The sequence below is a fragment of the Listeria aquatica FSL S10-1188 genome (assembly GCF_000525795.1).
Lineage (GTDB): Bacteria > Bacillota > Bacilli > Lactobacillales > Listeriaceae > Listeria > Listeria aquatica.
On record NZ_AOCG01000001.1, the window covers coordinates 116,245 to 142,660 of the forward strand.

A 26,416-nucleotide genomic window follows, 5' to 3' on the forward strand; every position below is an offset into this window, starting at 1 on the left:
TCACCCTTTCAGTTAAGAATTTCGTTTAAGATTACTTTTAAGCTATTGTAACTGAATTTGGTAAAGTTGTATAATGAAGTGGAAGTTTTGAATGAAGCGGTGAAGTCTTTTCCTTTGTTCTTGCGATGAGGTTAGCATATAGCGCCTTTTTTTTGTTAATCTAGGGATAAAGGATTTTCGGACGGAAAGGAATCTATTTATGAATCAATCTAAGTATCAAACGATTGCTGAAGAGATACGTACTAAAATTTTAGCGGGGGTCTATCCGCCCGATTCGGCGATTCCGCCAGAACTTCAGTTGCAGAAGGACTATGGCGTGAGTCGTCACACGGTTAGGCAAGCGATTTCTGTGCTTGTTTCGGATGGGTTCTTGCGCAAGGAAAAGGGTTCTGGAACGTATGTCGATGAGCGCTATAAATCACTGAATACTTCTAATAACAAGACAGGTCATAAAACGATAGGTGTTATTACGACGTATTTATCTGACTATATTTTCCCAACGATTATCAGGGGGACCGAACGCACACTTCGGAATGAAAATTATTCTTTGCTGCTCGCAAGTACCAACAATGATTATACGGAGGAGCGAGAATGTTTAGAAAAGATGATGGATCACGGGGTTGACGGCTTGATTGTCGAACCAACGAAAAGTGCGCTTTATAATCCAAATCTTGCGCTTTACGTTCGTTTGCGAGAACGGGGGATTCCGCTTGTTATGATTAATGCGGTTTATGAGGAATTAAACGTCCCTTCAATTTGTGTGGATGACGTAAAAGGTGGCTATTTGGGAACGGAGTTTATGATTCAAAATGGGCATCGGAATTTACTTTTCGTGACGAAAACGGATGACTTGCAAGGAAAATATCGCTTGAAGGGTTTCATTGAGGCATGCGAAGAAAATGAAATTCAGTTTTCTGCAAATGATGTGATTACGTATACAACTGAATCATTTGGACAAGTTATTCAAGAGATTGTCGCACGCCTTCAAAAAGGAGACGTGACGGGGATTATTTGTTATAACGATCAAATTGCTAATTTGCTGACGGTTGAACTTGTGGGGCGTGGCTATAAAATTCCAGATGATTTCTCGATTATTGGGAACGATGATTCGGTGCTCAGCCGGATCGGGAGTGTCAAATTGACAACGCTCAGCCACCCCAAAGAACAAATGGGGACGGATGCGGCGAGTTGGATCGTTCGAACGATTGAAACGGGGAAAGCGGAAGAGGATATTCTTTATGAGCCGAAACTAATTGAGCGAGATTCGGTGAAGAAAATATAGAATGATTATAAAAAGCAAAAATGGGTCTAGCATGAACAAACTTGTTCACGCTAGACCCGTTTTTTTTATTTATGAGATTTTGCAGCAGCTTGTTGTTCGATTTCTTCAAGCGTATGTCCACGTGTTTCGGGTACACAGAAACGGATGAACAGCACCCCAAGAAAACAAATGATCCCGAAGATGGCAAACACCATTTCTTGTGGCATGGATGCGGTCATGATGGGGAACAGAAGTCCAACAAGGAATGAGCCAATCCAGTTGAAGGAAGAGGCAAGACCAGATGCACGACCGCGAATTGCGAGTGGGAAGATTTCCCCGACGATTACCCAAGTAAGGGGTGCCCATGTACAAGAGTAAAAAGCAACGTAGATGCAAAGAAACACGATGATCAACATTGGATTTGCATCTGTCTTCATAAAGGTGTTTAAGATGGCAGGCAAGATGAAAGATAGTCCCATCACGGTTCCGCCAACCGTTAATAAGGTACGGCGGTTGAATTTATCCGCAATGATAAGGAAGAATAAGGCGCCGAGAACAAGGATGATACCTTGGATGATTGGCCACATTAGGGCTTCGCTTGCGGCATGTCCGGTTGCTTTTTCCACGATGAGTGGAATGTAGTAGAAAATGGCGTTGGCACCTTGGAATTGCTGGAAGGCTGCGACGCCAATTCCGGCGATGACAAGGTGACGATAGCGACCGGTGAGGAGGGTTCCCCAATTTGTTGTATGCGCCACTTGCTTTTCTTGCTCAGCGGTTTTAAGAATTTGGTCGAGTTCTTTGTCCACTTCTTCGGGTTTACGGATATAGCTCAGTACTTTTTTTCGCTTCGTCTAATTTTTTTGATTTAACGAGGAAGCGAGGAGATTCGGGTAGTGCTAGGACGCCACAGAATAGGATAAGTGCTGGTAATGCGGCCATGCCAAGCATTAAACGCCAAGCCCATTCTTCTGGTAACCCTTTTAAGAGAAAGTCAACGATATAAGATAGTAACATCCCAGAAACGATCATTACTTGGTTAATACCAGATAAGCGGCCCCGAAGTTTAGCGGGCGCCATTTCTGACATGTAAGATGGAACAAGTGCTGATGCAGCACCGACAGCGAGTCCGAGTAAAACACGAACCGCGATTAAGTAGTATTGTCCATTATGTGGGGAAATCCCACAAAGAATGGAACCGATTACAAATATGATAGCAGAAATCAAGATCATTTTGCGACGCCCAAGTTTATCGGAAAGCATCCCAGCCATTGCTCCACCGAAAATCGCGCCAAGCATGACGGAAGAGGTGATCCAACCGATTAGACCAGCGTGTCCAGCTAGGTTCCAGTCGTTCTGTAAAAATGGTAAGGCTCCTGTCATAACCCCGATGTCATAACCAAAAAGGATTCCCCCCGAATGCTCCAAAGAAATAAATGAATGAAGCGGAGATTTTCTTTTTCTTTTTTTCATTTTTTTGCCAACCCCTTATTTTTGAGAATAGATTTGCAATAATTCGACCAGTATTTCTGTAAGCGCTTTTATTGTACAATATTTGTACGTACGTAACAAGGGTTTTTTTGATATTTTTTTCATTTTTTGTTGACATGTACGGACAAAAAAGTTAAATTAAGAATGTAAGCGCTACACATAAGCAATGATTTGATCACGTGTTTTTAGGGAGGTTTTTCCGATTAAAACGACAGAAGAAGTAAAAGCTCAAGAAATGTTGGATGTAATAGACAACCGTACATCTTTAGGGATTGAATTTGGTTCGACTCGAATTAAAGCCGTGTTGATTGATTCAAAATTTAAACCTATCGCTTCCGGTAGCTATGAATGGGAAAATCAATTGGAAAATGGAATTTGGACGTATTCACTAGATGATATTTGGAAGGGCTTACGCATGAGTTATCGAAAGCTCGCTTCTGAGGTGTTTGAAAAATATGGTGAAACGCTTCGATCGGTCGGTTCAATAGGATTTAGCGCAATGATGCACGGTTATATGGCTTTTGATCAAGAAGGACAATTGCTCGTTCCTTTTAGAACTTGGCGAAATTCGATTACGGAAGAAGCTGAAAAAAAAATTAACGCAAGCTTTTGAGTATAATATTCCCCAGCGCTGGAGTATTGCTCATTTATACCAGGCAATTTTGAATCAAGAATCGCACGTTGGACAAGTGGATTTTTTAACAACGCTTGCAGGATATGTGCACTGGCAGTTAACGGGCGAAAAAGTGATTGGAATTGGGGATGCTTCTGGCATGTTTCCAATTGATCTTGAGACAAAAAACTACCATCCGAAAAAGGTTGAATTATTTGATTCACTTGCAAAAGAAGCAGGCATCTCACTTTCACTTGAAAAAATTCTACCTAAAGTTTTGCTAGCGGGAGAGCAAGCTGGAAAACTCACACAGGAAGGCGCCTATCTGCTCGATCCCACTGGAAATCTCGAAAAAGGGATTCCGTTTTGTCCTCCAGAAGGCGATGCTGGAACGGGGATGGTTGCGACGAATAGTGTGGCGAAACGAACGGGAAATATATCCGTTGGCACATCAGCGTTTGTGATGATCGTACTTTCTGAGGAATTAAAAAAAAGTACATCCAGAAATTGACATGGTGACAACGCCATCCGGGGATTTAGTGGGGATGGTTCACACGAACAATTGCTCTTCGGACATTAATGCTTGGATGAAACTTTTTCAAGAAATTACAGAGGCGCTTGGCCTTGAAGTGCGTACGGAGCGACTATTTTCCGTGCTGTTTAAAGAAGCGCTTAAAGGCGATCCGGATTGTGGTGGGCTCCTTTCTTATGGCTACTATTCTGGTGAAAATATTACAGGAGTGAATGAAGGAAGACCTCTTTTTGTTCGCTCGCCAGAAAGCAAATTCAACTTGGCGAATTTTATGCGTGTTCATTTAGCAAGTGCGTTTGGAGCGATGCGTATCGGCCTAGATATCTTAAAAGAAGAGAACGTTCAAATTGATAAGCTTGTCGGGCACGGTGGGATTTTCAAAACGCCAGAAGTTGGGCAACGAATCTTAGCAGCTGCGATGGAGGCTCCTGTTACGGTCATGGAAACAGCGAGTGAAGGCGGCGCTTGGGGAATTGCCCTTCTTGCTGCCTATTTAGAAAGTGGCGATGCGGATTTAAGCGACTTCCTTGAGCAAAAGGTGTTTGGCGAAGATGAAGGTGTCACGATTGCGCCAACAGAAGCGGACATGGAAGGATATCGTGTGTTCATGGAACGCTACCGGGAAGGAATCGAAATTGAAAAAACGGCCATCCAGAAATTGATTTAAGAAATGGGGAATGTGAAATGCTAGAACATTTGAAAGAAGAGGTTTTTCGAGCCAATCTAGAACTGCCAGAACGGGGCTTGATTCAATACACTTGGGGAAATGTTAGCGCATTCGATCCAGAGTCGGGTTACTTTGTTATCAAGCCAAGCGGGGTGAGCTACGAAGAAATGAAAGCTTCGGATATGGTTGTCGTTGATCTTGAAAATCACGTGATCGAAGGTGAATTGAATCCTTCTTCAGATACGCCGACACATGCAGTGCTTTATCAAACTTTTCCTGGCTTAGGGGGAATCGTACACACGCACTCACCTTGGGCAACTATTTGGGCGCAGGCTGGTCAAGATGTTCCTGCGATGGGGACAACACATGCAGATACATTTTACGGGACAGTTCCATGCGCACGTTTTCTGTCACAAAAAGAAATTGATGCAGGTTATGAGCACGAGACAGGTAATGTCATTGTGGAAACTTTTCAGGAACGAAATATCAAGCCGCTTGATGTACCGGGTGTACTTTTACATGGACATGGCCCGTTTACTTGGGGAAAAGATGCGGCGAGTGCAGTCATGAATGCAGTCGTTTTGGAAGAGGTTTGTCGGATGAATTTCTATACGCGTCAGTTGAATAGTTATGCGGAAGAATTGCCAAAGCGCATTCTAGATAAACATTACTTAAGAAAACATGGTAAAGATGCTTATTATGGACAAGGAAAATAAAAGGAGCTGAAACAAATGATGAAATTAGCGGAAAAAGAATTTTGGTTTGTTGTAGGATCACAACACTTGTACGGAGAAGAAGCGTTGCGCAGTGTAAAAAAAAGATGCAGAGGAAATGGTTGAGGCCTTAAATAATAGCGGGAAAATGCCTTACCCAATTGTCTTAAAAGAACTTGCAGTAACGGCCGACACGATTACGAACATCATGAAAGAAGTGAATTACCGGGATGAAGTGGCAGGTGTGATTACTTGGATGCATACTTTTTCACCAGCGAAAATGTGGATTCGTGGCACGAAATTGTTGCAAAAACCTTTGCTTCACTTAGCTACACAATTTAATGAAAGCATTCCGTGGAAAACGATTGATATGGATTTCATGAATTTAAATCAATCCGCACATGGCGACCGCGAATATGGGTTCATTAATGCGAGACTGGACAAACGAAACAAAATTGTTGTTGGTTACTGGAATTCAGAATCCGTGATGAAACAAGTAGCCGACTGGATGGACGTTGCCGCTTCTTACAATGAAAGTTTTGCAATCAAAGTGGCTCGTTTCGGGGATAACATGCGAAATGTGGGTGTGACAGAAGGTGACAAAGTAGAGGCGCAAATTCAATTTGGATGGGTTGTTGATTATTTTGGCATCGGAGACCTCGTTCAAGTGGTGGATGCAGTTACGGATGCAGAAGTAGATGCGCTATTTGAAGAGTACCGGAAGCTTTATGAGTTTGATTATGGCGATTATGAACAGTCTAAGTGGGAAGCACACGTGAAAGTCCAAGCACGTCAGGAAATTGGCATTCGGCGCTTCTTAGAGGAAGGTGGATATAATGCCTTCACATCGAACTTTGAAGATCTATACGGCATGCAGCAGCTTCCAGGGCTTGCGGTGCAACGTTTAATGGCAGATGGCTACGGCTTTGCTGGGGAAGGAGACTGGAAAACGGCGGCGATTGACCGGTTGATGAAAGTGATGGCTCATAACGAAAATACTGGATTCATGGAAGATTATACCTACGAGCTAGCGGCAGGAAAGGAAGCAATTTTGGAATCCCATATGATGGAAGTGGATCCAACGCTTGCAGTGAACAAGCCAAAAATTGTTGTTTCGCCGCTTTCGATGGGAGACCGTGAAGATCCGGCAAGACTCGTTTTTGACGGGAAAGCAGGGGAAGGCGTAGTCGTCTCGATGGCGGACTTTGGCACGCATTATAAGCTTTTGATCAATGAAGTGACGGCATTTGAGCCAACAGAACCCGCGCCGAATTTACCAGTAGCACGTGTTTTATGGGAAGTGAAACCAGGCTTCCATGAAGGGGTTCATGCATGGATTGAAGCTGGCGGAGGCCACCACACGGTTGTATCGCTGAACTTGACGACGGATCAAATTTTGACTTGGGCGAAGTTAGTGGACCTTGAAACAGTGGTTATTAAATGATAAGTGGGGCGGTGGCGTAGCCACCGCCTAATTTTGACTGGTAGGAGGGAGAGCGATGGAAAAGCAACACTTCGGGTTCTTGCCAAATGGTCGTGAAGTGTATTTGTATTCGTTTGAAAATAAATCTCGGATGAAGCTTGTCGTTAGTGATTTAGGGGCGGTAATCACGAATTTGTGGGTTCGGGACAACTCTAAGAGGTTACGGGATGTGGTGCTCGGGTATCCGGATTTTGATGGATATGTGACAAATGTAGATAAGTTTGGAGCGACGATTGGACGGAGCGCGAACCGAATTGCTGGGGCTCGATTTGATCTTTCGGGGAAGTCATATTTGCTGCAAGCGAATGAAGGGGAAAACAGTTTGCACAGTGGACCAAATGGCTATGAGTTTCGGTATTTTGATGTTGCGGAACTGGATGAGGCGAACAATCGAATTGTTTTTCAGTTGATTAGTCCAGATGGGGATCAGGGTTTTCCAGGTACTTTGAAGTTTGTTGTGACGTATCAATTGCTTGAGGATAATACGGTGCGAATATCTTATCGTGGCAAAAGCGACCAGACGACGATTTTTAATCCAACGAATCACAGTTATTTTAATTTGAATGGGCATGCAAGTGGTCAAATTCATAAACATTGGCTACAAATTGAGGCTGCACATTATACACCAATTGCAAAACGGGAATTGATTCCAACGGGGGAAGTGGTTCCTGTCGCTCATACGCCGATGGATTTTCGGACGATGCGAGAAATTGGAACGATTCCAGAGTTTGAACAATTGATACAAGCGGGAGGCTACGATCATAATTATGCGCTCGATAAAGCGAAGGATGTTTTTGCAAAAGTAGCAAGCGTTAAAGGAGACGAAAGTGGGATTTTGATGGAAGTAGCCACTAATTTACCTGGATTGCAACTTTATACGGGAAATGGTTTGGATGGTGTTTGTGGCAAAGAAAAGGCGACTTATGAAAAAAATGCTGCTCTTTGTCTCGAAACACAATTTTATCCAAATGCGGTGAATCAAGCGAATTTTGCAAGTCCAATCTTGGAAAAAGGGGAAACTGTGAATTATGTCACGACATTTCGGTTCAGCCAAGCTGACTGAGTTGGAAAAGCAGGACACGAGTAAGAATTTCTTACTCGTGTTCTGCTTTTTATAAGAGGAATTAATTTTTTTAAGGGAAGTTTGCGGGTTCTAGAAAATCAGTAAAAGTATTTAATATTTTAGAAAAACGTGGCATTACCTACCTGATTTAGGGTAGTGGAGTTTTTGTTTGGCGCAAAAAAAGACTCCTCAGTAAGAAGAGTCTTGTCTTTTTAAAAAGCCTTCAAAAAGATGCCTTCCGGAATTCAGCTCAAGCTTCCGGAAAAACAAAATAAATTTGCTATAATCTTCAAGGGAAAAGTCTGCTTTCCCCGTTTGGATTTGAACGTCCACAAATTCAATCGCTGCTGTATAAACGGCGTGGTAATTTGTATACACATCTTTAAAACTCGTATTCATGTCACGCCGATCTTCTCCAATTTCTTCAAAAACCGGAACTGCGCAAGCCCCTTTGCGAATGTTCTCAAATGCTGTTAGAAATAAAGCGAGTGTTTCTTTGCGCTGGGCATCTAAAAAGCCATCGACATTTTTACGCAATTCGTATTCATCCGATTTTACATAATAAGTAGATAACCAGTAATCGATGAGCGGTTCAATATGGCTTTCAAGATAATTGATTATTTGTTTCAAATGATGCCCCTCCTTTACCTTCCAGTCTAGCATTAGTATAACATGGATTAGTACTTGATTAGAACTAAAAAAAAAGGGGTATAAGCATAAAAAATGAAGGAAGAAGTGATGCGGATGTTTCTAAAAGCAACTGCAAAATTTAAAAAATAGGAAGCTAGCGGAGAACAAACTCGACAACGCTAGCTTCCTGTTTTTTATTTAACTTTTTTTTAAAACGATGCTCTTATAAAGCCAAACGGTGATGAAGTAGTAAATGCCATAAATCGCTAAGAATAGTAAAACCGGAATAAAGAAACGGTAATACGGATTTATTAGCAAGAAGCCAAACATTTTCATCCCGATTGCAACGTGAACAAAGCCGATGATGCCTGGGAAAAGGAAAATAAGAAACATTTCTTTTTGGATGGACTGAACAAGAAGTTTCCGTTTTACGCCAATTTTTTCAAGCATTTGATAGCGTCTGATATCTTGTGTTGCTCCTGTCAAAATCTTGAACATAAGCGAGCTTGCCATCATCGTTAGGAAAGCAAAACCGAGGAAGAATCCCATGAAGACAGTTCCGTTTGCGAAAATTTTGTACTGCGCATATGAGGCATATTTGCTCATCACTTGAGCATCTTCTCCGTGTCGGTCTTTTTCAAGTTGATCCAGCTTTTTAAGGGACGCTAAGCTGTTTTCAAAGTCAGGCACTTTTCCGATGAAAAGCGTATTTTCTTTGAGGTTTTGAGTAGTGAATGCCGCATTATCGACAAACTTGATTTGGCGAGTGCCAATAAATGAATCTGGAACGGAAAATTGAATAAAGTTGTTCCAAGCAGTACTATCGTTTCTTGGTGCTTCTTTCAAACGATAAGTTTTTGATTTTTCAGTGGCCGAAAAGCTAGTTGTAAGTGGCGGATTCTGTTTCAGCTCTTGGGTGTTGAAGTAAATCATTTTGCTGTCTGTTTTAAAGTGATAGCTGAAATCTTCGTTAAAATCCATGGAGCGGATCACTTTTTGCTCTGCTTTTGTCGGATTTGCTAGCACAACGTCATAAGGGGACATTTTTTCTGCAAGAAGAACGCCGTTATTTTGGAAAGCGAAACCAACCGCAATGGCTCCCATTCCAAGCGCGATGAGCATCGCTACTGTCGCAAGAACGCGTGAGAGTTGGCTGATTCGGAAGCTTAACTGGGCGTAAGTAAAGGAGCTAAGGCGTTTACTTTTCTTAATTTGCTTGTCACGCATTTTTTGAATAATGAGTGGCAGGAATGTCGCAAAAAACAGGTAAGTTCCAAAGGTGATGGTAAAGAGCGCAACGATGATGCCCATAAATTGGGTAGTTTCGATGTCGATCATTGCGTAATAGCCGATCACGAGTAAAATAATCGAGAGAATTGCTTTAAAAACAATTGCTTTCTTGCGAATGACAATGCGTTCTGCTTTTGAATCGGCGTGAATCAAATTTAAAATGGAAACATTTGTTAGTCGGAATAAGTTGAACAAAGCGGCTAATAAGAACAAAATGGCAAAGAAAATGATAGTGACAACCATGGATGGTACGTAAAATGGTGCATAAGTAGTTGAGGTGAATTCTAGCTGTTTCATAAGAAGATTGCCGACAACGGAAGCGAGCACAGTTCCAAGAATGAGGCCAATGACAAGGGAACAAAGTCCGATAAACATTGTTTCAATGAACATGATAAGCGAGATTTTGCGTTTTTTTTGCACCGAGTGTCAGGTACATTCCGAATTCTTGTTGGCGTAAAGAAAATAGAAAAGAAGTTGCGTACATCGTATAGGCTACTGTAATAATTGCAAGTAAGATCGAACCAGCATGGAAAACGAAGCCAACAGCCGAAATCATCGAGTTTTCATCAATAAAGGAAGAATTTAAGGCTAGTGTTTCGAACATATAAAATATTGAAATGGCCATTACAAGACCAATAAGAAGGACGATATAGTCTTTGAGACGCGTTTTAATACTTGAGAGAGCAAGTTTTAACAGCATATAATCACTCCCCGTCCTGAACGGCACCAAGTGTTGCCAGTACATCCAGAATTTCTTGGTAGAAAGCTTTACGTTCGCCCGTTCGTTTGAGTTCTTTGTAAAGTACGCCGTCTTGGATGAAAAGGATGCGCTCACAGTAACTTGCGCTTTGAGGATCATGCGTTACCATCAAAATCGAAACGTCTTGTTCGCGGTTTAGTTCTGTCATCGCTTCAAGTAAGCCTTGCGCATTTTTCGAATCAAGTGCTCCGGTTGGTTCGTCGCCAAGAATGATGGCTGGTTCGTGGACGAGCGCACGAGCGGCTGCTGTCCGCTGTTTTTGCCCGCCAGAAACCTCAGCAGGAAACTTCATTAAAATATCTTGAATGCCAAGTTGTTTGGCAACTGTTTCTACGCGTTCTTTGATTTTTTTTCGCTTTCACATCTTGCAGGGAAAGCGGCAAAGCAATGTTTTCATAGAGAGTTAAATTTTCGAGTAAGTTAAAGTCTTGGAAAATGAAACCAAGTGAATTTGCCCGAAAGTCAGCGAGTTCATCGTTTTTCATTTGTGTAATATCGCGACCGGCAATGCTGATTTCGCCATTTGTTGGGCGATCTAGCGTTGATAGGACGTTTAAGAGAGTCGTTTTCCCAGAACCGGAAGGACCCATAATACCAATAAATTCACCTTCTGCCATCGAGAAAGAAATATCTTTTAATGCAATAGATTGATTCTCATTTTTCTTACCATAAATTTTTTTCTACATGTTCAACTTTTACAACTTGATTTGTCAAAGTTAAAACCTCCTTAGTTTTACTCTATACACTATCTTAAAGGAATTTCTGAAACTAATCCTGCGAATTAAGTGACAAAAAATAGTGATGAAGCTTACATTTTTGTCATTTGATAAAATATTTTATGATTGTTAAAGCTTGAAAAGCTGGGTCTTGTGCGATTGTATCGACCAGTGAGTAAAAGATAATCAGTCTAGAGACTGATTTTTAAACTTTATCCGATTAAAGCTTGAAAATCATTTTAAATTCGAGTAGAATAAGTGTTCGTCTGATTTTTGTCGAAATGGGAGGGAAACAATGAAAATATTACTACAGCATTTGAAAAAGTATCGTGTCGAGACCATTTTTTCAACAATCTTTGTTGCGATCATGGTTATTTCTCAACTGTGGCAACCAAAATTACTGCAGCAAGTTTTGGATGCCATTGTGAAGGACAAGATGGATGAAATTTCGTCGATCGGGATTTTGCTGATCGTAATCGCGGTGATTGGTTTAGTAGCCGGAATTTTAAATACGATTCTATCAGCCAAAATTGCGCAGGGGGTAGGCGCAGACATTCGCGAAAGCAGTTTCCGCAAAGTCCAAACCTTTTCATTTAGCAACATTGAACGGTTTAGCACCGGGAACCTCGTCGTGCGACAAACGAATGACATTACACAAGTGCAAAACCTTGTGATGTTGTCACTTCAATCTTTAACAAGGATTCCGATCATGTTTATCGGAAGTTTTGTGCTTGCGATGGTGACGCTACCAGCACTTTGGTGGGTAATTATCCTTCTTGTTGTGCTTGTCGTTTTAATTGTCATGCTGACGTTTGGTGCAATGGGAAAACACTTCGTAAAAATTCAAACTTTCCTTGATAAAGTAAATGCAATTGCGAAAGAAAACCTTGCCGGAATGCGAGTAGTCAAAAGCTTTGTTCAAGAAGATAATGAAATTAATCGTTTTACTGAAACCAGTGATAAATTAACAGCACATACAATTCGCGTGGGGGTCTTGTTTTCTGTAATGATTCCAGCTTTTATGTTTGTTTCAAACCTTGCGATCGTCGTTTCTATTTATTTTGTAGGCGACATGGTGAAGGATGATCCAACTGTGATTGGTGCTGTGGCTTCGTTTATGAACTACTTGATGCAGATCATGATGGCGATCATTATTGGCGGAATGCTCACGATGATGGCTTCACGTGCCTTTGTTTCACTTGGACGGATTAGTGAAGTTTTAAATACAGATGCGGATATTACCTATGATCCAAATGCGAAAGAAGAAGATTTGGATGGTAGTGTGGAATTCAAAGATGTAAGTTTTCGCTACGAAGGAGATGATGAGAATGCGTTATCGCACATTTCCTTTAAAGCAGATCCAGGTGAGACAGTCGGGATCGTCGGTGCAACAGGATCTGGGAAGTCGACGCTTGCCCAGCTTATTCCGCGACTTTATGATCCACAAGAAGGAGAAGTTTTGATCGGCGGAGAGAATCTGAAGAAGGTCAACAAGAAAACGCTTCGTCAAACGGTTTCTCTTGTTTTACAACGAGCTGTCCTTTTCTCCGGAACAATTTCGGATAATTTGCGTCACGGGAAGCAAAATGCTTCTGAAACAGAAATGGAAAATGCCACGACGATTGCGCAGGCGAAAGAGTTTATTGAACGACAAGATAAACGCTATGAAGCGATTGTTGAAGAGCGAGGAAACAACTATTCTGGTGGTCAGAAGCAACGACTTTCGATTTCGCGTGGTGTAATTGGAACACCGAAAATTTTAATTCTTGATGATTCGACGAGTGCGCTCGATGCCAAATCTGAAAAGTTAGTCAAAGAGGCGCTTGCAAACGAATTAAATGACACGACCACCTTTATTATCGCGCAAAAGATTTCTTCTGTTATTCAAGCAGACAAAATCCTAGTTCTTGATAAAGGAAAGCTCGTTTCAGTTGGAAGCCATCATGAACTGCTTCAAACAAGCTCGGTTTACCAAGAAATCTATGAAACACAAAAAGGGAAGGATGTGTTCGAAAATGAGTGAGTTTAGACAAATCACGAAGTTCTTCTGGCACTACCTTCGCGCCTATAAACTTCAACTATCTGTGATTATTCTTGCGATTGTCGGGGCTACTTTCTTACAAGTAAAAGCGCCACAATATGTCGGGAAAGCGGTACAGGAATTAGCGGATTATGCAGTGAAACTTATAACAACGGGTGTGGATGACAAATCCGATTTTCACCATATTCTGCTTATGTTGCTTTTATTCTATGTTTTAACGTCTGTTGCGATGTTTGTCCAAAATATCATCATGGCGGGTGTTTCAGGGAAAGCAACGAACCGGATGCGGATTGGACTTTTCAAGAAAATGGAAAAACTATCGATTCGCTTCTTTGATAGCCACAATGATGGCGAGATGTTGAGTCGCTTTACGAGTGACATGGATAACATTTCAAACACGCTCAACCAAGCGCTTGTTCAAGTGCTTTCGAATTTGGCGCTCATGATCGGGGTTATCATCATGATGTTCACGCAAAATGTAGAACTTGCTCTTGTTACACTGATCGCGGCACCGTTTGCAGTGATTATCGCAGGGATTATCATTCGGAAAGCGCGCCGCTATGTGGACTTGCAACAAGATAGCTTAGGTCGCTTAAATGCCTATATTGATGAAAAAATCTCTGGTCAAAAAGTGGTCATCACAAATGGTCTTGAAGAAGAAACCATTAGCGGTTTCTTAAAACACAATGAAATCGTTAAAAATGCAACGTATAAAGGTCAAGTTTATTCTGGCTTGTTGTTCCCCGTGATGCAGGGTATTTCGCTTGTTAATACGGCGATTGTTATTTTCTTCGGTGGTTATCTTGCTTTAAATGGAAGTCTTGACCGGACGGTAGCACTTGGCCTCATCGTGATGTTCGTTCAGTATTCGCAACAATTTTATATGCCACTTACACAGATTTCTTCGCAGTACAGCATGCTTCAACTGGCACTTACTGGTGCGCGTCGTGTGAGTGAAGTCTTTAAAGAACAAGATGAAGTGGAACGTCCAAATGTTCAAACGATTGATGGTGTTCATAAAAAAGTAGAATTGAATCATGTGAAATTTGGTTACACACCAGATAAACCAGTTCTAAAAGATGTGACGATCGGTCTTGAAAAAGGTCAGATGGTTGCGGTGGTTGGACCAACAGGTTCTGGGAAGACAACGATCATGAACTTGTTGAATCGTTTCTACAATGTTGATAGTGGTGAGATTCTTTTTGATGGAAAAGATATTCGCGACATTGAACTGCATTCACTCAGGAAACAGGTGGGAATAGTCTTACAAGATTCTGTGCTCTTTTCTGGAACTATCCACGATAATATTGCATTTGGGAAACCGGATGCAACGCGTGAAGAAGTTATCGCAGCTGCGGAACAAGCGCATATTCATGAGTTTATTATGTCGCTTGATAAAGGCTATGATACAGAAATTAGCGATGAGAATAGTATTTTCAGTGTTGGACAGAAACAATTAATTAGTATTGCAAGGACGATTTTAACCAATCCAAGCCTGCTTATTCTAGATGAAGCAACAAGTAATGTGGATACAGTTACGGAAAGTAAGATTCAAACGGCGATGGATAATGTGATTTCAGGACGAACAAGTTTCGTTATCGCGCACCGTTTGAAGACGATTTTAGGTGCCGACCATATTGTTGTACTTCGAAATGGTGAAGTGATTGAGGAAGGAACGCATGAATCACTTCTTAAACAACAAGGTTTCTATGCAGAACTTTATCACAATCAATTTGTACTAGAATAAACCTGAAACACAGCTTTTTCTTTGAAGAAGCTGTGTTTTTTTCATATGATAAAAGAAAAAGTTGTTTAAAGGAGAAAAGGAATGAAAAAGCATTTACTTGTTATACTGGGTGTCTGTCTTTTGATTTTATCAGCCTGCGGGCAAAAGCAACAAATGAAAGATCCTTATGTAATATACACGGGAACGATCAGTCAAAATGGAACAAGTGATGCTAAAAGTATCTTTGTGGATCAACTTGAGTCAGAAGATGGGAAGGTAATTAAAGGTCCAATTGAACTAGCTTCGATCAGTAAAATCACTAATCAGAAGGATGAGCGACCGATAAATGTGGCGGATCTAGTAGCTGGCGATAAAGTGGAAGTCTATTTAAAAAGCGGTTCCTCGTTTCAAGACGCAACACCTAAAAAAGTTCGTTATCAGGATATCCTAAAAATCATTAAAGAATAAAAAACGTTTTTAGTTGCAAAAGATAACAAAAAAAGGTGAAATAATGCGCATTTTTGTCTATGAATTTGTACAATCTGTGAACTTTTGGAAAAATAGGTTTGAAAATTTTATTTTAGCGTAAAATAATGAGTAAGAAAGGGGTTACATTTAGGAGGTATAAACAATGCAAAACAGAAGGGATGGTCTTAAAGCAACAGCAGAAGATTTTAAACAGTTAGAGCAATTATTCATAGAGATGCAGGATTTGCTAGTTATGAAAGAAGAAAAAAATAGCTTTGAGGTATTGGTGGAGATTGAACAACTCTTGGAAAATTATCGGTTACGACAATCTTTTTCAAGCCAAGAAATGGAAACACATTACGCTGCGAAACTTGAAAGCTTGTCGTGAGAGAACAAAATATGGAGAGGATAGTTAAAAGGATTTGAACGTCAAGTTCAAATCCTTTTTTAGTTAGTTGTAAAATCAATTAGATAAAATGAATTTAAATGGAATGTTTTGCTTTTGTTCTTTTCAAAATGCTTTCAAAAAAGCGGCAAGTACGAGTGGGCTTCCAAATAGAAGAAGCGGTTTGTTCGATTTCTTGTTGTTAAGGTTCCGCTTATTTCTATTTTTCACTATATTCATGGTAAGATAAAGCTAATTAATCACGGAGGGGTTTTGTTCATGCGGCTAGATAAACTATTGGCAAATACGGGGATTGGAACGCGTAAAGAGGTAAAGGGGATATTAAAAAAAGGCAATGTCTGGGTGAATGGAAAGCAAGTTAAAGATGGTGGGTTACAAGTAACTCCTGGATCGGATGAAGTTGTAGTAAATGGAAATATGGTCCAATTTTCTGAGTTCTCGTACTGGATGTTAAACAAACCACAAGGAGTTGTTAGTGCAACGGAAGATAAGGTTGACCGGACGGTAATGGATCTCTTTAAACCGGAGGATAGGCGTAAAGGGCTTTTTCCTGTGGGACGACTTGACAAAGATACGGAAGGATTACTTTTGATAACGAATGACGGTGCGCTTTCGCATCAGTTGTTATCCCCAAAGAAACATGTTGATAAGGTATATTTTGTAAAAGTAACAGGTGAACTTACGAAGGAAGATCAAATCGCTTTTGAAAACGGAGTTGTTTTTCTTGATGGGTACAAAGCGCTTCCAGCAAAACTAGAGATTCTTGCTGCTGGTGAGGCGCTTGTGACGATTCGTGAGGGGAAATTTCATCAGGTGAAAAAGATGTTTGAGGCATGTGGAAAAAAAAGTGACCTATTTAAAACGGGAGAAGATGGCGAACTTGGAACTTGATGAATCCTTGCCACTTGGTGCATATCGGCCGCTTACAAAGCAGGAACTTGATCTGTTATTTGCGAGTCAAATTTAAAATGAAGTAGAGCTGTTCAGACATATAGTGAGGTGAAAACTGGAAGTCTGTTTCTGCCCAGTAGACAATCATCCCAAAGATTGCATGAGCTTGGTAACTTGCGAGCAGTTCGAGATTGGCATTTCCAGTTGGATAATGGGAATGAAGTGCATCTCTTAAGGCCAACTCTTTGATGACCTCACAAATTTGATTTTGAAAGCCAGGACTGATTTTGGCGTGGATGACTTGACGATAAAAATCACGGTTTTTATAGACGTGTTCAAAAATTTTAATCATTTCTGGGCGAAGTCGGCTGAGTGAGAAATCCGTTTCTTTTTGGTAAGGGTCATCATAAGCGGTGCGCAAATCTTGGAGGACAAAGTGAATCAATTCATCAAGTAAATCTTGTATTTCTTGGTAGTGTCTGTAAAAAGTTGAACGATTTACATCAGCTTTACGAACAAGGTCAGATACGGTGATTTGTGCAGGAGTTTTGTTTTCAAGTAGTTGAAGAAAAGCGGTATGAAAAGCTTTTTTTGGTTTTTTTGTGTACGGCGATCTGACATGGATTTTAGCTCCTTTCAAGAGGATATGCTACATATACCATAAAAAGTGTTGCTTATGCAACACTTTATCACTGTTTTACTGATTGAATCCGTTTACAAGTAGGAATATACTTAGATTAGGAGTGAGATGAGTCTCGCGACAAAAGCAATCAAGGGGGAATAAATAATGGATAAATTGGTGGGTAAAGTAGCAGTCGTAACTGGTGCGGCTTCTGGAATGGGGAAACAAATTTCTATCTTATATGCCAAGGAAGGCGCAAAAGTTATTGTTGCGGATTTAAATTTAGAAGCTGCAGAAAAGACAGTTGAGGAAATAAAAGCTGCTGGCGGTGAAGGAAGAGCCATTGTGGCAAATGTGATGAAACAAGAAGATGTAGAAAATATAATCGATCAGGCGATAGAAGTTTATGGGGGACTAGACATTCTGGTTAATAATGCAGGAATCATGGATAATTTTGTTCCGGTTGCCGAATTAACAGACGAGCTTTGGGACCGAGTGCTTGCGATTAATACAACAGGTGTCATGCGAGCGATTCGAAAAGCCGTTCCTATTTTTGAAAAAGCAGGCGGTGGCGTAATTGTGAATATTGCTTCAGCGGGTGGACTTTACGGTTCTCGTGCAGGTGCGGCATATACAGCATCGAAACATGCAGTTGTTGGACTGACGAAAAATGTAGGATTCCAATATGCAACAAAAAATATTCGCTGTAATGCAATTGCGCCTGGAGCGGTCAATACAAATATTGGGAATACAATCACTGCACCAAGCGAATTCGGTCAAGCTCGGGCAATGATTGGAATGGGAGTGAGTCCACGAACGGGCGAGCCGGAAGAAATTGCTAAAGTTGCCCTATTTCTTGCCTCTGATGATGCGAGCTTTGTTAATGGGGTAGTTGTTCAAGTAGACGGTGGCTGGACGGCTTACTAAAGCATATGATATGAAAAAAAGAGGGGCGAGATTTTCCGCCCCTCTTTCTTTATATTATTTTTTTAGATCTTCAATCGAATTTATGTTTTTCATATAGGTAGGAACGGCTAGACCAACACGCGCTCCTTTTAAGTTCACACCTAGATTTTCAACATCTTTTTTTGTAATCCTTGTAGTAAACACCAGATGTGTTTGGCAACCAAGCAGCGACCATACCATCAGCTGCGCCAGTTGCAATGGATGCCCACATAGGCTGGATTTCCATGGCTTGAATCGTTGGTTTGTAGCCAATATCACTTAGCACTTCTGCTACAACGTTTGTCGAAGCAATTTCAGAGTCCCAAGCCACGTAGGTTAACTTGATTTTATCACCGTTTACCTTTTTAACACCATCTGTCCATTTTTTGACTTTATCTGGATTGTCTTTGATCCATTTTCGAGCTGCTTTTTTCGGGTCAGTTCCATCGTTAACTTGCAACATCACATCAGACATTTCTTCGGCTGTCCAGTTAAAGCGGTCTAATACTGTATAAGCAGAAGGCATATCTTTTTTCAGCCCTTTACGGACCATTGTATTGATATTTTCAGCGTCCCCATAAACATTTTTAGGATCCTTTCAAGAATTTCAAGTCAAATTTTGTGAACATCCAGTGAGGCGTCCAGCCAGTTACGACGATTGGACGTTTGTCTTTAATAGCTTTTTCAAGTGTTGAAGTCATTGCTGCTGTCGAACTTGTCTGAAGCTGCCAGTTATAATCATCGAGCTTGTAGTCCTTAATGGCATTTTGAGTGGACAGCATAATACCAGCACCAGCATCAATTCCAGTAATTGTATAATTGATTTGTTCGCCAAGTGGTTTATCTGGATCGTACTCAGCAAGCTCCGTTCCACAAGCGGATAAGATGAGGAAAAGAGCACTAAGCAAGGCTAAAATTGAAAGCTTTTTGCGCATCTTACTTCCTCCTTAATTTTCCGTTGTATTCTTTTTGTTAAAGCTTTGCGTCAAGCGGTCGAGGATGATCGCGACGATAACAATTGCAATTCCGGCTACGAAACCGCCACCAGCATCATTACGTCCTACAGCGAAGTAAACACGCGTTCCTAGACCCATTGCACCGATCATCGAAGCAATAACGACCATCGATAGAGCAAGCATGATACTTTGGTTAATTCCAGCCATCATGGTCGACTTCGCCATCGGAAGCTCTACTTTAATCAATTTTTGCCAACCAGTTGAACCGAACGAATCCGCTGCTTCGACGAGTTCAGTCGAAACTTGACGAATACCGAGGTTCGTCATCCGCACAGTTGGCGGCATTGCGAAAATAACAGAAGCGACAACCCCTGGAACCATTCCAATTCCAAAGAAGGCAACTGCCGGAATCAAGTAAACGAAAGCCGGCATCGTTTGCATGAAGTCAAGGATAGGTTTAAAGATGGCCTCTACAACATTGCTTTTGGACATCCAAATCCCAAGTGGTACCCCGATAACAAGTGCAATTAAACTACTTGTTAAAACGAGAGTAAGCGTTTGGGTCATATCGCGCCAAAAGTCGAGGTTCCAGATGAGCAGGAGCCCAACTAATTCGAAAATAAGTAAACCCCATTTTTGTTTCTTGCGATTAATCCAAAAAGTAAGAGCGAGGATTAAAAGAATAAATAGCCATGGTGGCAAGAGGTCGAACACCCACTGAAAGGCATCTACAACTCCACCGATAATATTTGTAATTACATTAAAGAAACCTTCAAATTTTGTTAAGCTATCGACGAGCTTATCAATCCAATCCGCAAGCGGAAGACTTGGAATATTAGGCATCTTGGTTCACCTCATTTCCCGAAAGTGCCGCGAGAACAGAGCCACGAACGATAATTCCACGAAGCTTACCATCCTCAGTGACAGCTATTGGAATCGAAGTCGTTGAAACCTGATCCATAAGTTCAACAAGTGGTGTATCCGGGCTTGTTGTTGGCACATCCGTTTTAATCACAGAATCCAGTGATTTCACTTGTTCTTTAACGAGTCTAGATACATCTGATGCGTGGGCAATCCCGACAAGTTCCCGTCCTTTTTTCACGACGAAAATACTGGAAGTCCCCGCTTCACGCATCCGCTGTAAAGCAACACGTGGGCCATCTTTTTCAAAGTTGATGATTTCTGGACGAATCATCACGTTACTTGCTGTATAAACTTTCGAGCGATCCACATCTTCAATGAATTTTTCCACGTATTCATTAGCTGGGTGCGCTAGAATGTCTTCCGGTGTCCCTGTTTGAACGACAGAGCCATCGCGCATGATCATGATGTGATCTCCAATTCGAAGGGCTTCATCTAGGTCATGGGTAATGAAAATAATCGTTTTTTGCATTTTGTCTTGCAAATCAAGCAATTGATCTTGCATATCTTTTCGGTTTAATGGGTCAAGCGCAGAAAAGGCTTCATCCATTAATAGAATGTCTGGATTATTAGCAAGTGCACGGGCAAGCCCAACACGTTGCTGCATTCCTCCAGAAAGTTGTGAAGGATATTGTTCCCCGTAACCTGAAAGTCCAACTAAATCAAGGGCATCTGAGGCTTTCTTTTCTCGTTCTGTTTTTGGCATTTTTTGTACTTCAAGCCCGTATTCTACGTTGCTTAAAATGGAGCGGTTTGGAAACAACCCGAAGCTTTGAAAAACCATACTCATGCTTTTTCGACGGACTTCTCGCAATTCTTTCTTATCAAGTTTAGAAAGTTCGCGACCATCTAACCAAATTTCACCACTCGTTGGTTCAATTAGCCGGTTTAAAAGCCGTACAAGTGTGGATTTCCCACTTCCAGAAAGCCCCATAATTACGAAAATCTCGCCTTCTTCGACTGCAAAAGAAGCTTGGTTAACCCCAATGGTTGCGCCTGTTTCTTTTAGAATCTCTGTTTTAGATTTTCCTTGAGACAATAATGAAGAAGCTTTGGAAATTTTCTTGCCGAAAATTTTTGTCAAATTCTTAACTTCTATTTTACTCAAAATGATTCTCCTTTCTCACGTCCCATCGCTTCATTTCAAAACTTAAAAATAAAGCGAACATCCTCCATTGTATCGAAGTTTTGGGGATAATTCACCCGATACACTCAAAAATGTAGAATTTATAACTTTTAATTATGGCTCTCAGCCGCATGAGCTTAAGGGTTACCATAATTTTAAAAAAAATTTTATTTTTTTTCTTGTGTAATGCTAGATTTATGCTACAATAAACATAAGTTTAATAAATAAACATTTGTTTAGATGGGAGGGAGGAACAATGAAACAAGATCAGCAAAAAATGAACGAAAATGAAGAGTTGATTTATCGCTCGATTCAGAATGATCCTTATATTTCGCAGCAAGATTTAGCGGAGATCGTTGGTTTGTCGCGTCCAGCAGTTGCAAATTTAATTTCTGGTTTGATGCGAAAAGGATGGATTTTAGGTAAAGGTTACATTTTAAATGAGGAAAATCGCATTATTTGCATCGGCGGAGCCAATGTGGATCGCAAGTTTTACTTGAAGGAAGCGGTACAACTGGGAACTTCCAATCCGGTTCGTTCCACACAAGGTGCTGGGGGAGTTGCACGAAATGTGGCAGAAAACCTTGGGCGACTTGGACGAAAAACAGTGCTTATGACTGTTGCGGGAATGGATGCCGACTGGGAAGCGATTAAGCGAGCTAGCGAGCGGTACATGGATTTGGATTATGTGACCACTTTTCCTGGGATGGCAACGGGTTCTTATACGGCAGTTTTGGAAGAAAATGGCAACTTGCATGTGGCACTCGCGGACATGGATGCTTATGATGAATTAACGCCAGATGTCCTTGCGAAAAATGAAGCGCTATTTGTGAATGCTGGGACAATAGTTGCAGACTTAAATTGTCCTAAAGAAACTATTCGTTATTTGAAAGGGGTATCAAACGAAGCAGGCGTTCCTTTGATCCTTGTTCCGGTTTCGTCACCAAAGATGGGGCGCTTGCCCGTGGAATTGGATGGGGTTTCTTGGCTGATTTGTAACCGCGATGAGTCGGAAGCTTACCTTAAAATGGAGATCGAAACAAACGCAGATTGGAAGCTAGCTGTTCAGAAGTGGCTTGATCTTGGGATTCAAAACGTGGTTGTAACAAATGGAAAAGACGGGGCGATTGCAGGAAACGCGAAAGAGGGAATTTTGTATGAGCCCGCGATTGTAGTTAGCGATATTCAGGACGTAACAGGAGCTGGGGACGCGTTTTGTTCTGCTGTGATTCATGCTTGGCTTTCAGGGCGCAGTCTTCGCGACATTGTTCGCGCTGGAAGTATTAATGCAGCTAAAACGCTGATGTCAAACTCAACAGTACGAAAAGATTTATCGGCGGCAAAACTAAAACAGGAATTGGAGGAATTAAAATGAAACAATATCTTTCGTTTTCAGAAGAAGTAAAAGAAGCTAAACTTGCAGGGAAGCCCATTGTAGCCCTCGAATCCACAATTATTTCACACGGAATGCCTTATCCGCAAAATGTGGAAACGGCTCGCATTGTTGAAGACATCATTCGCGAAAATGGTGCTGTGCCTGCAACAATTGCAATTATTGATGGTAAAATCAAGATTGGGCTTTCGGATGAAGAATTGGAACTTTTTGGAAAAAGCTCAGGGGTAGCTAAAGTTTCGAGACGGGATATCGGCTATTTAATTGCGACGAAGCAACTTGGAGCGACGACCGTGGCCGCAACGATGATTTGTGCGGAGCTTGCTGAGATTCCGATTTTTGTGACGGGCGGAATTGGCGGGGTTCACCGCGGGGCAGAGGCGACAATGGATATTTCGGCTGACCTTGAGGAACTGGCGAAAACAAATGTGGCTGTAGTTTGTGCGGGAGCAAAATCCATTTTGGATCTCGGACTTACGATGGAATATTTGGAAACCAAAGGAGTTCCTGTGATCGGCTATGAAACGGACGTGCTTCCGGCTTTCTATACGCGGACTAGTGATGTTGAGCTAACGATTCGGGCAGATGAACCGGGCGTTATCGCAGAAAGTTTGAAAGCGAAATGGGATCTGAAGATTGATGGTGGCGCTGTGATTGCTAATCCAATTCCAGAGGAGCATGCGATGCCAGCAAGTGAGATAAATGCTGTGATCGCAAAAGCGCTCCAAGAAGCAGATGAAAAAGGTATCCACGGGAAAGATGTCACACCATTCTTGCTTGGCAAAGTGAAAGAGTTGACCGCGGGTAAGAGCTTAGAAGCGAATATTGAGCTAGTCAAACATAATGCGCGCGTGGGCACAGCGATTGCGAAAGCCTACCAAAATCTATAAAAAGGACGCTGTGGCTTCGAAATTGAAGTCATGGCGTTTTTTTGATAGAGTAAAAAAGAAGAAGAAAAGGGGGGCGTCTTGTGAAAATGGTGAGTGCGTGTCTAGCGGGAATTCCTTGCAGATATGACGGAAATCACAAAGAAAATCGCGTTTTAAAGGAAATGGTGATTAAAGGGGAGGCGTTAGCGCTTTGCCCGGAAGTGATCGGTGGACTTACGACGCCGCGAAACCCTGCGGAAATTGTAGGTGGCGACGGCTTTGATGTGTGGAACGGGACGGCAAAAGTGATGGACGACCATGGGCAGGACGTGACGGAAGCTTATAAAGCAGGAGCAAAACGAGCTTTTGCGAGGCTAGAAACTTTGGGGATAACAACGGTCATTTTGAAGGAGAAGAGCCTTCATGCGGGGCTTGCCAAATTTACGACGGTTCGTTCGGCGGAAAAACAAAAGCTGGGATGGGCGTTACGGCGGCATATATGAAACTGAAAGGGTTAGAAGTTTTATCCGATCAGCAAATTTGAATAGGAACTTAAAAACAAGGTCTTGCGCGTGGCGCAAGACCTTGTTTTAGTGTTCGGCCTCCCTTAGTCGGGATTAAAACGATGTGTTCATAAAATTCAAGCGCGGCTCGTTCAGCTTCTGTATAAAAGCTGCATTCGCGCCAAGCGCTAACGCAATAAAGTCGTTGTTTGCTATCCCCTGCGTTTCTTGCCTTCTGAAATTATTTTCAAGGTGCTCTGAAATACTGAAAACACTTCAAATATAACGCTTTCATATTCCAATTTCACTTGCGCGTTGCTATACTTATTTTGTACTAAAAAAGGAGGGAGAAAGGTTATGAAAAATATTGTTGCTGTTACGGCGTGTGCAGCAGGGATAGCGCATACATATATGGCCGCGGAATCGCTTGAAAAAACGGCTAAGGAACTTGGGTACAACATAAAGGTAGAAACGAATGGTGCGATTGGCGCGGAAAATGAACTAGCGTCAGAAGAGATTGAACAAGCGGATCTCGTAATTATTGCTGCGGATATTCGTGTGGATATGGTTCGTTTTACGGGGAAGAAGCTTTATCAAACGAATTCGATTGCTGCGATTGAAGATGCGGCAGGATTAATTGAAACGGCTATTCAAAAAGGCGAAATATTCGGGGAAAAAGGGACTAAAGTTGGTAAAGTTCAAATCGGGAATGATAAAGGGAAAACGAATTTCTTTACGCATATTATGAGCGGGATTTCGTATATGGTTCCGATGGTCATTGCGGCCGGTTTAATTTTGACGATCGCTAATTTGTATGCGTTTCAACGTGATGATATGGGGCGGATTGTCGAATGGGGCTTTGATACGAAAACAACGATGGGGCTACTCATGTCACACTTGTTCCAAGTTGGGCAGGTAGGATTCAAATTGATGATTCCACTTTTTGCGGGCTTCGTTGCTAAATCCATTGCGGATAAGCCTGCTATCGCTCCTGCAATGATTGGAGCTTATATCGCAAATGATCCTGAACTGCTTGGGACGAAGGCGGGCGGCGGGTTTATTGCTGCCATTATTGTCGCTTTTATTGTGGGCTACATGGTGAAGTTGCTTAAGAAAATCAAATGGCCGAAAATTGTACAACCGATTGTGCCGATCATGATTATTCCGTTTATCGCCACGTTGATTATTTCGTTGATCGTCTTCTATGTGATCGGGGAACCGATTGCTTTTGGAATGGACAAGATGTACGCAGGTCTTACTTGGCTAAACGATAATTATAGCAGCGCACCACTTTTGATTGGCATGATTTGTGGAGCAATGATTGGCTTTGACCTTGGTGGTCCTGTGAATAAAACTGCACTTGTATTTGCAACAGCGATTTTCACGGATACGCTTGCGAAATATGGGGTCAATGATGCTAACTTTGTTCCGCAAACGGCAGTTCAAGCAGCGATTTCAGTTGCGCCACTTGGGGTTTGGGTGGCGACGCGCTTCTTTAAAAATAAATTTTCGAAAGATGAAAAAGTTGCCGCAAGTGCGGCGCTTGGGATGGGACTTGTTGGCGTTACGGAAGGAGCCATTCCATTTGTAGCGGCGGATCCGGTGCGGATGATTATTGCCAATGTGACAGGTTCAGCGGTTGCTGGAGGGCTTGCAGCGGCTTCTGGGGCGCGCTTCTTTGGTGGAATTGGTTCTCCGCTTGGGACGTTTATCGGGTACATTGATCATCAGCCGATCCCGTTTTTATCTTGGATTCTTTGTATAACGGCTGGGATTGCGGTCACGGCGCTGATTATTGGTTTCTCAAGGAAGCCGGTTCCGGTTGCACCGCCAAATGAGGAAGAGATTAGGAGTGAAGGAAATGAACAACCAAATTTTTAATGAAGCCAATATTGTTTTTGATGAAACGGCAACAACGCAAACGGAAGCGTTTGAAACGATTGCTAGGGTGGCCAATCAAAATGGTTACGTGAAGTCCGCCAAGGATTTTGTTGAAGCTTTAAAATTAAGAGAACAAGAATCAACAACGGGATTTAAGGATGGGATTGCAATTCCACACGGGAAAAGTGAAACGGTTGTGAGGCCGGGACTCATACTCGTGAAATATAAGTCTGCAATTGAATGGCAAGCGCTCGATCAAAAGCCAGTTCAAGTTGCGCTCGCCCTGACGATTCCAGTAGAAGGAGCAAGTGAGCACTTGAAGATTTTGAGTTTGATTGCGCGGAAGCTGATTGATGACGGTTTTCGTGAGACGTTGATTACGGCGGAGAACCCGGCGGAGAACCCGGCGGAGCTTGTGCGCTTGATGGATGAAATTGAAGTTTAAGAGG

At 41.9% G+C, this 26,416-nt stretch carries 16 protein-coding genes and 8 pseudogenes; 16 read left to right on the forward strand and 8 right to left on the reverse strand.

The features are described 5' to 3' along the window. Positions 1-199: 199 nt before the first annotated feature. Positions 200-1,282: a GntR family transcriptional regulator gene (locus tag MAQA_RS00590; RefSeq protein ID WP_036070307.1), complete on the forward strand. Its 1,083-nt coding sequence runs from the start codon at positions 200-202 to the stop codon at positions 1,280-1,282. 65 nt (positions 1,283-1,347) lie between these two features. Here the strand turns inward: MAQA_RS00590 and MAQA_RS00595 are convergent. Continuing rightward, a pseudogene (locus MAQA_RS00595) lies at positions 1,348-2,753 on the reverse strand (sugar porter family MFS transporter). A 234-nt stretch (positions 2,754-2,987) separates the two neighbouring features. Between MAQA_RS00595 and MAQA_RS15955 the strand changes: the two are divergent. From MAQA_RS15955 to MAQA_RS00615, 4 genes and pseudogenes are all read left to right on the forward strand, one after another. Next, positions 2,988-4,564 (forward strand): annotated as a pseudogene (locus MAQA_RS15955) (xylulokinase). 17 nt (positions 4,565-4,581) lie between these two features. Continuing rightward, complete coding sequence (locus MAQA_RS00605) at positions 4,582-5,280, forward strand: L-ribulose-5-phosphate 4-epimerase (protein WP_036070310.1); 699 nt, start codon at positions 4,582-4,584, stop codon at positions 5,278-5,280. A 15-nt stretch (positions 5,281-5,295) separates the two neighbouring features. Then, positions 5,296-6,721 (forward strand): annotated as a pseudogene (gene araA, locus MAQA_RS00610) (L-arabinose isomerase). Positions 6,722-6,776: 55 nt separating this feature from the next. Then, the gene (locus MAQA_RS00615; protein ID WP_036070314.1) at positions 6,777-7,823 is read left to right on the forward strand and encodes an aldose epimerase family protein; all 1,047 of its coding nucleotides are present in this window, start codon (positions 6,777-6,779) and stop codon (positions 7,821-7,823) included. A 189-nt stretch (positions 7,824-8,012) separates the two neighbouring features. Here the strand turns inward: MAQA_RS00615 and MAQA_RS00620 are convergent, their stop codons facing one another. From MAQA_RS00620 to MAQA_RS00630, 3 genes and pseudogenes are all read right to left on the reverse strand, one after another. After that, a complete protein-coding gene (locus MAQA_RS00620) occupies positions 8,013-8,453 on the reverse strand; it encodes a hypothetical protein (RefSeq protein WP_036070316.1) in 441 nt (146 codons plus the stop codon). A gap of 198 nt (positions 8,454-8,651) precedes the next feature. Then, positions 8,652-10,443: pseudogene (locus MAQA_RS00625) on the reverse strand (FtsX-like permease family protein). 4 nt (positions 10,444-10,447) lie between these two features. Next, positions 10,448-11,217 (reverse strand): annotated as a pseudogene (locus tag MAQA_RS00630) (ABC transporter ATP-binding protein). 297 nt (positions 11,218-11,514) lie between these two features. On the opposite strand from MAQA_RS00630, the gene MAQA_RS00635 reads away from it, so the two are divergent. From MAQA_RS00635 to MAQA_RS00655, 5 genes and pseudogenes are all read left to right on the forward strand, one after another. Beyond that, positions 11,515-13,242 carry an ABC transporter ATP-binding protein gene (locus tag MAQA_RS00635; protein ID WP_036070318.1) on the forward strand — a complete coding sequence of 576 codons (1,728 nt, stop codon included), beginning with the start codon at positions 11,515-11,517 and terminating at the stop codon, positions 13,240-13,242. Continuing rightward, positions 13,235-15,007: an ABC transporter ATP-binding protein gene (locus MAQA_RS00640; RefSeq protein WP_036070320.1), complete on the forward strand. Its 1,773-nt coding sequence runs from the start codon at positions 13,235-13,237 to the stop codon at positions 15,005-15,007. Before MAQA_RS00635 ends, MAQA_RS00640 begins: the two co-directional genes overlap by 8 nt. 81 nt (positions 15,008-15,088) lie before the next feature. After that, positions 15,089-15,454, forward strand: a complete 366-nt coding sequence (locus MAQA_RS00645; RefSeq protein ID WP_036070324.1) for a DUF3221 domain-containing protein — start codon at positions 15,089-15,091, stop codon at positions 15,452-15,454. Between the two features lie 163 nt (positions 15,455-15,617). Continuing rightward, complete coding sequence (locus MAQA_RS00650; protein WP_036070327.1) at positions 15,618-15,842, forward strand: hypothetical protein; 225 nt, start codon at positions 15,618-15,620, stop codon at positions 15,840-15,842. A 276-nt stretch (positions 15,843-16,118) separates the two neighbouring features. Continuing rightward, positions 16,119-16,827, forward strand: a pseudogene (locus MAQA_RS00655) (pseudouridine synthase). Here MAQA_RS00655 and MAQA_RS00660 read toward each other — a convergent pair. Then, positions 16,807-17,391: a TetR/AcrR family transcriptional regulator gene (locus MAQA_RS00660; protein ID WP_241462997.1), complete on the reverse strand. Its 585-nt coding sequence runs from the start codon at positions 17,389-17,391 to the stop codon at positions 16,807-16,809. The pseudogene MAQA_RS00655 and the gene MAQA_RS00660 sit on opposite strands and share 21 nt — an antisense overlap. 147 nt (positions 17,392-17,538) lie before the next feature. On the opposite strand from MAQA_RS00660, the gene MAQA_RS00665 reads away from it, so the two are divergent. Further along, positions 17,539-18,300, forward strand: coding sequence for an SDR family oxidoreductase (locus MAQA_RS00665; protein ID WP_036070329.1), 762 nt, complete (start codon positions 17,539-17,541; stop codon positions 18,298-18,300). Between the two features lie 54 nt (positions 18,301-18,354). Here the strand turns inward: MAQA_RS00665 and MAQA_RS00670 are convergent. The 3 genes and pseudogenes from MAQA_RS00670 to MAQA_RS00680 form a co-directional block, all read right to left on the reverse strand. Then, a pseudogene (locus MAQA_RS00670) lies at positions 18,355-19,253 on the reverse strand (glycine betaine ABC transporter substrate-binding protein). A 12-nt stretch (positions 19,254-19,265) separates the two neighbouring features. Further along, the gene (locus tag MAQA_RS00675) at positions 19,266-20,117 is read right to left on the reverse strand and encodes an ABC transporter permease (protein ID WP_036070331.1); all 852 of its coding nucleotides are present in this window, start codon (positions 20,115-20,117) and stop codon (positions 19,266-19,268) included. After that, positions 20,110-21,303: a quaternary amine ABC transporter ATP-binding protein gene (locus tag MAQA_RS00680; protein ID WP_036070334.1), complete on the reverse strand. Its 1,194-nt coding sequence runs from the start codon at positions 21,301-21,303 to the stop codon at positions 20,110-20,112. Before MAQA_RS00680 ends, MAQA_RS00675 begins: the two co-directional genes overlap by 8 nt. 274 nt (positions 21,304-21,577) lie before the next feature. Between MAQA_RS00680 and MAQA_RS00685 the strand changes: the two genes are divergently transcribed. The 5 genes and pseudogenes from MAQA_RS00685 to MAQA_RS00705 all read left to right on the forward strand — a co-directional run bounded on the left by MAQA_RS00685 (position 21,578) and on the right by MAQA_RS00705 (position 26,412). Beyond that, positions 21,578-22,696, forward strand: a complete 1,119-nt coding sequence (locus tag MAQA_RS00685; protein WP_036070337.1) for a carbohydrate kinase — start codon at positions 21,578-21,580, stop codon at positions 22,694-22,696. After that, positions 22,693-23,604: a pseudouridine-5'-phosphate glycosidase gene (locus MAQA_RS00690; protein WP_036070340.1), complete on the forward strand. Its 912-nt coding sequence runs from the start codon at positions 22,693-22,695 to the stop codon at positions 23,602-23,604. Before MAQA_RS00685 ends, MAQA_RS00690 begins: the two co-directional genes overlap by 4 nt. An 80-nt stretch (positions 23,605-23,684) precedes the next feature. Continuing rightward, positions 23,685-24,127, forward strand: a pseudogene (locus MAQA_RS00695) (2-thiouracil desulfurase family protein). Between the two features lie 316 nt (positions 24,128-24,443). After that, positions 24,444-25,967, forward strand: a complete 1,524-nt coding sequence (locus tag MAQA_RS00700) for a PTS fructose transporter subunit IIC (protein WP_036070342.1) — start codon at positions 24,444-24,446, stop codon at positions 25,965-25,967. Beyond that, positions 25,948-26,412 carry a PTS sugar transporter subunit IIA gene (locus tag MAQA_RS00705; RefSeq protein ID WP_036070344.1) on the forward strand — a complete coding sequence of 155 codons (465 nt, stop codon included), beginning with the start codon at positions 25,948-25,950 and terminating at the stop codon, positions 26,410-26,412. The genes MAQA_RS00700 and MAQA_RS00705 overlap by 20 nt, the downstream gene beginning before the upstream one ends. The last annotated feature ends 4 nt before the right edge of the window (positions 26,413-26,416 follow it).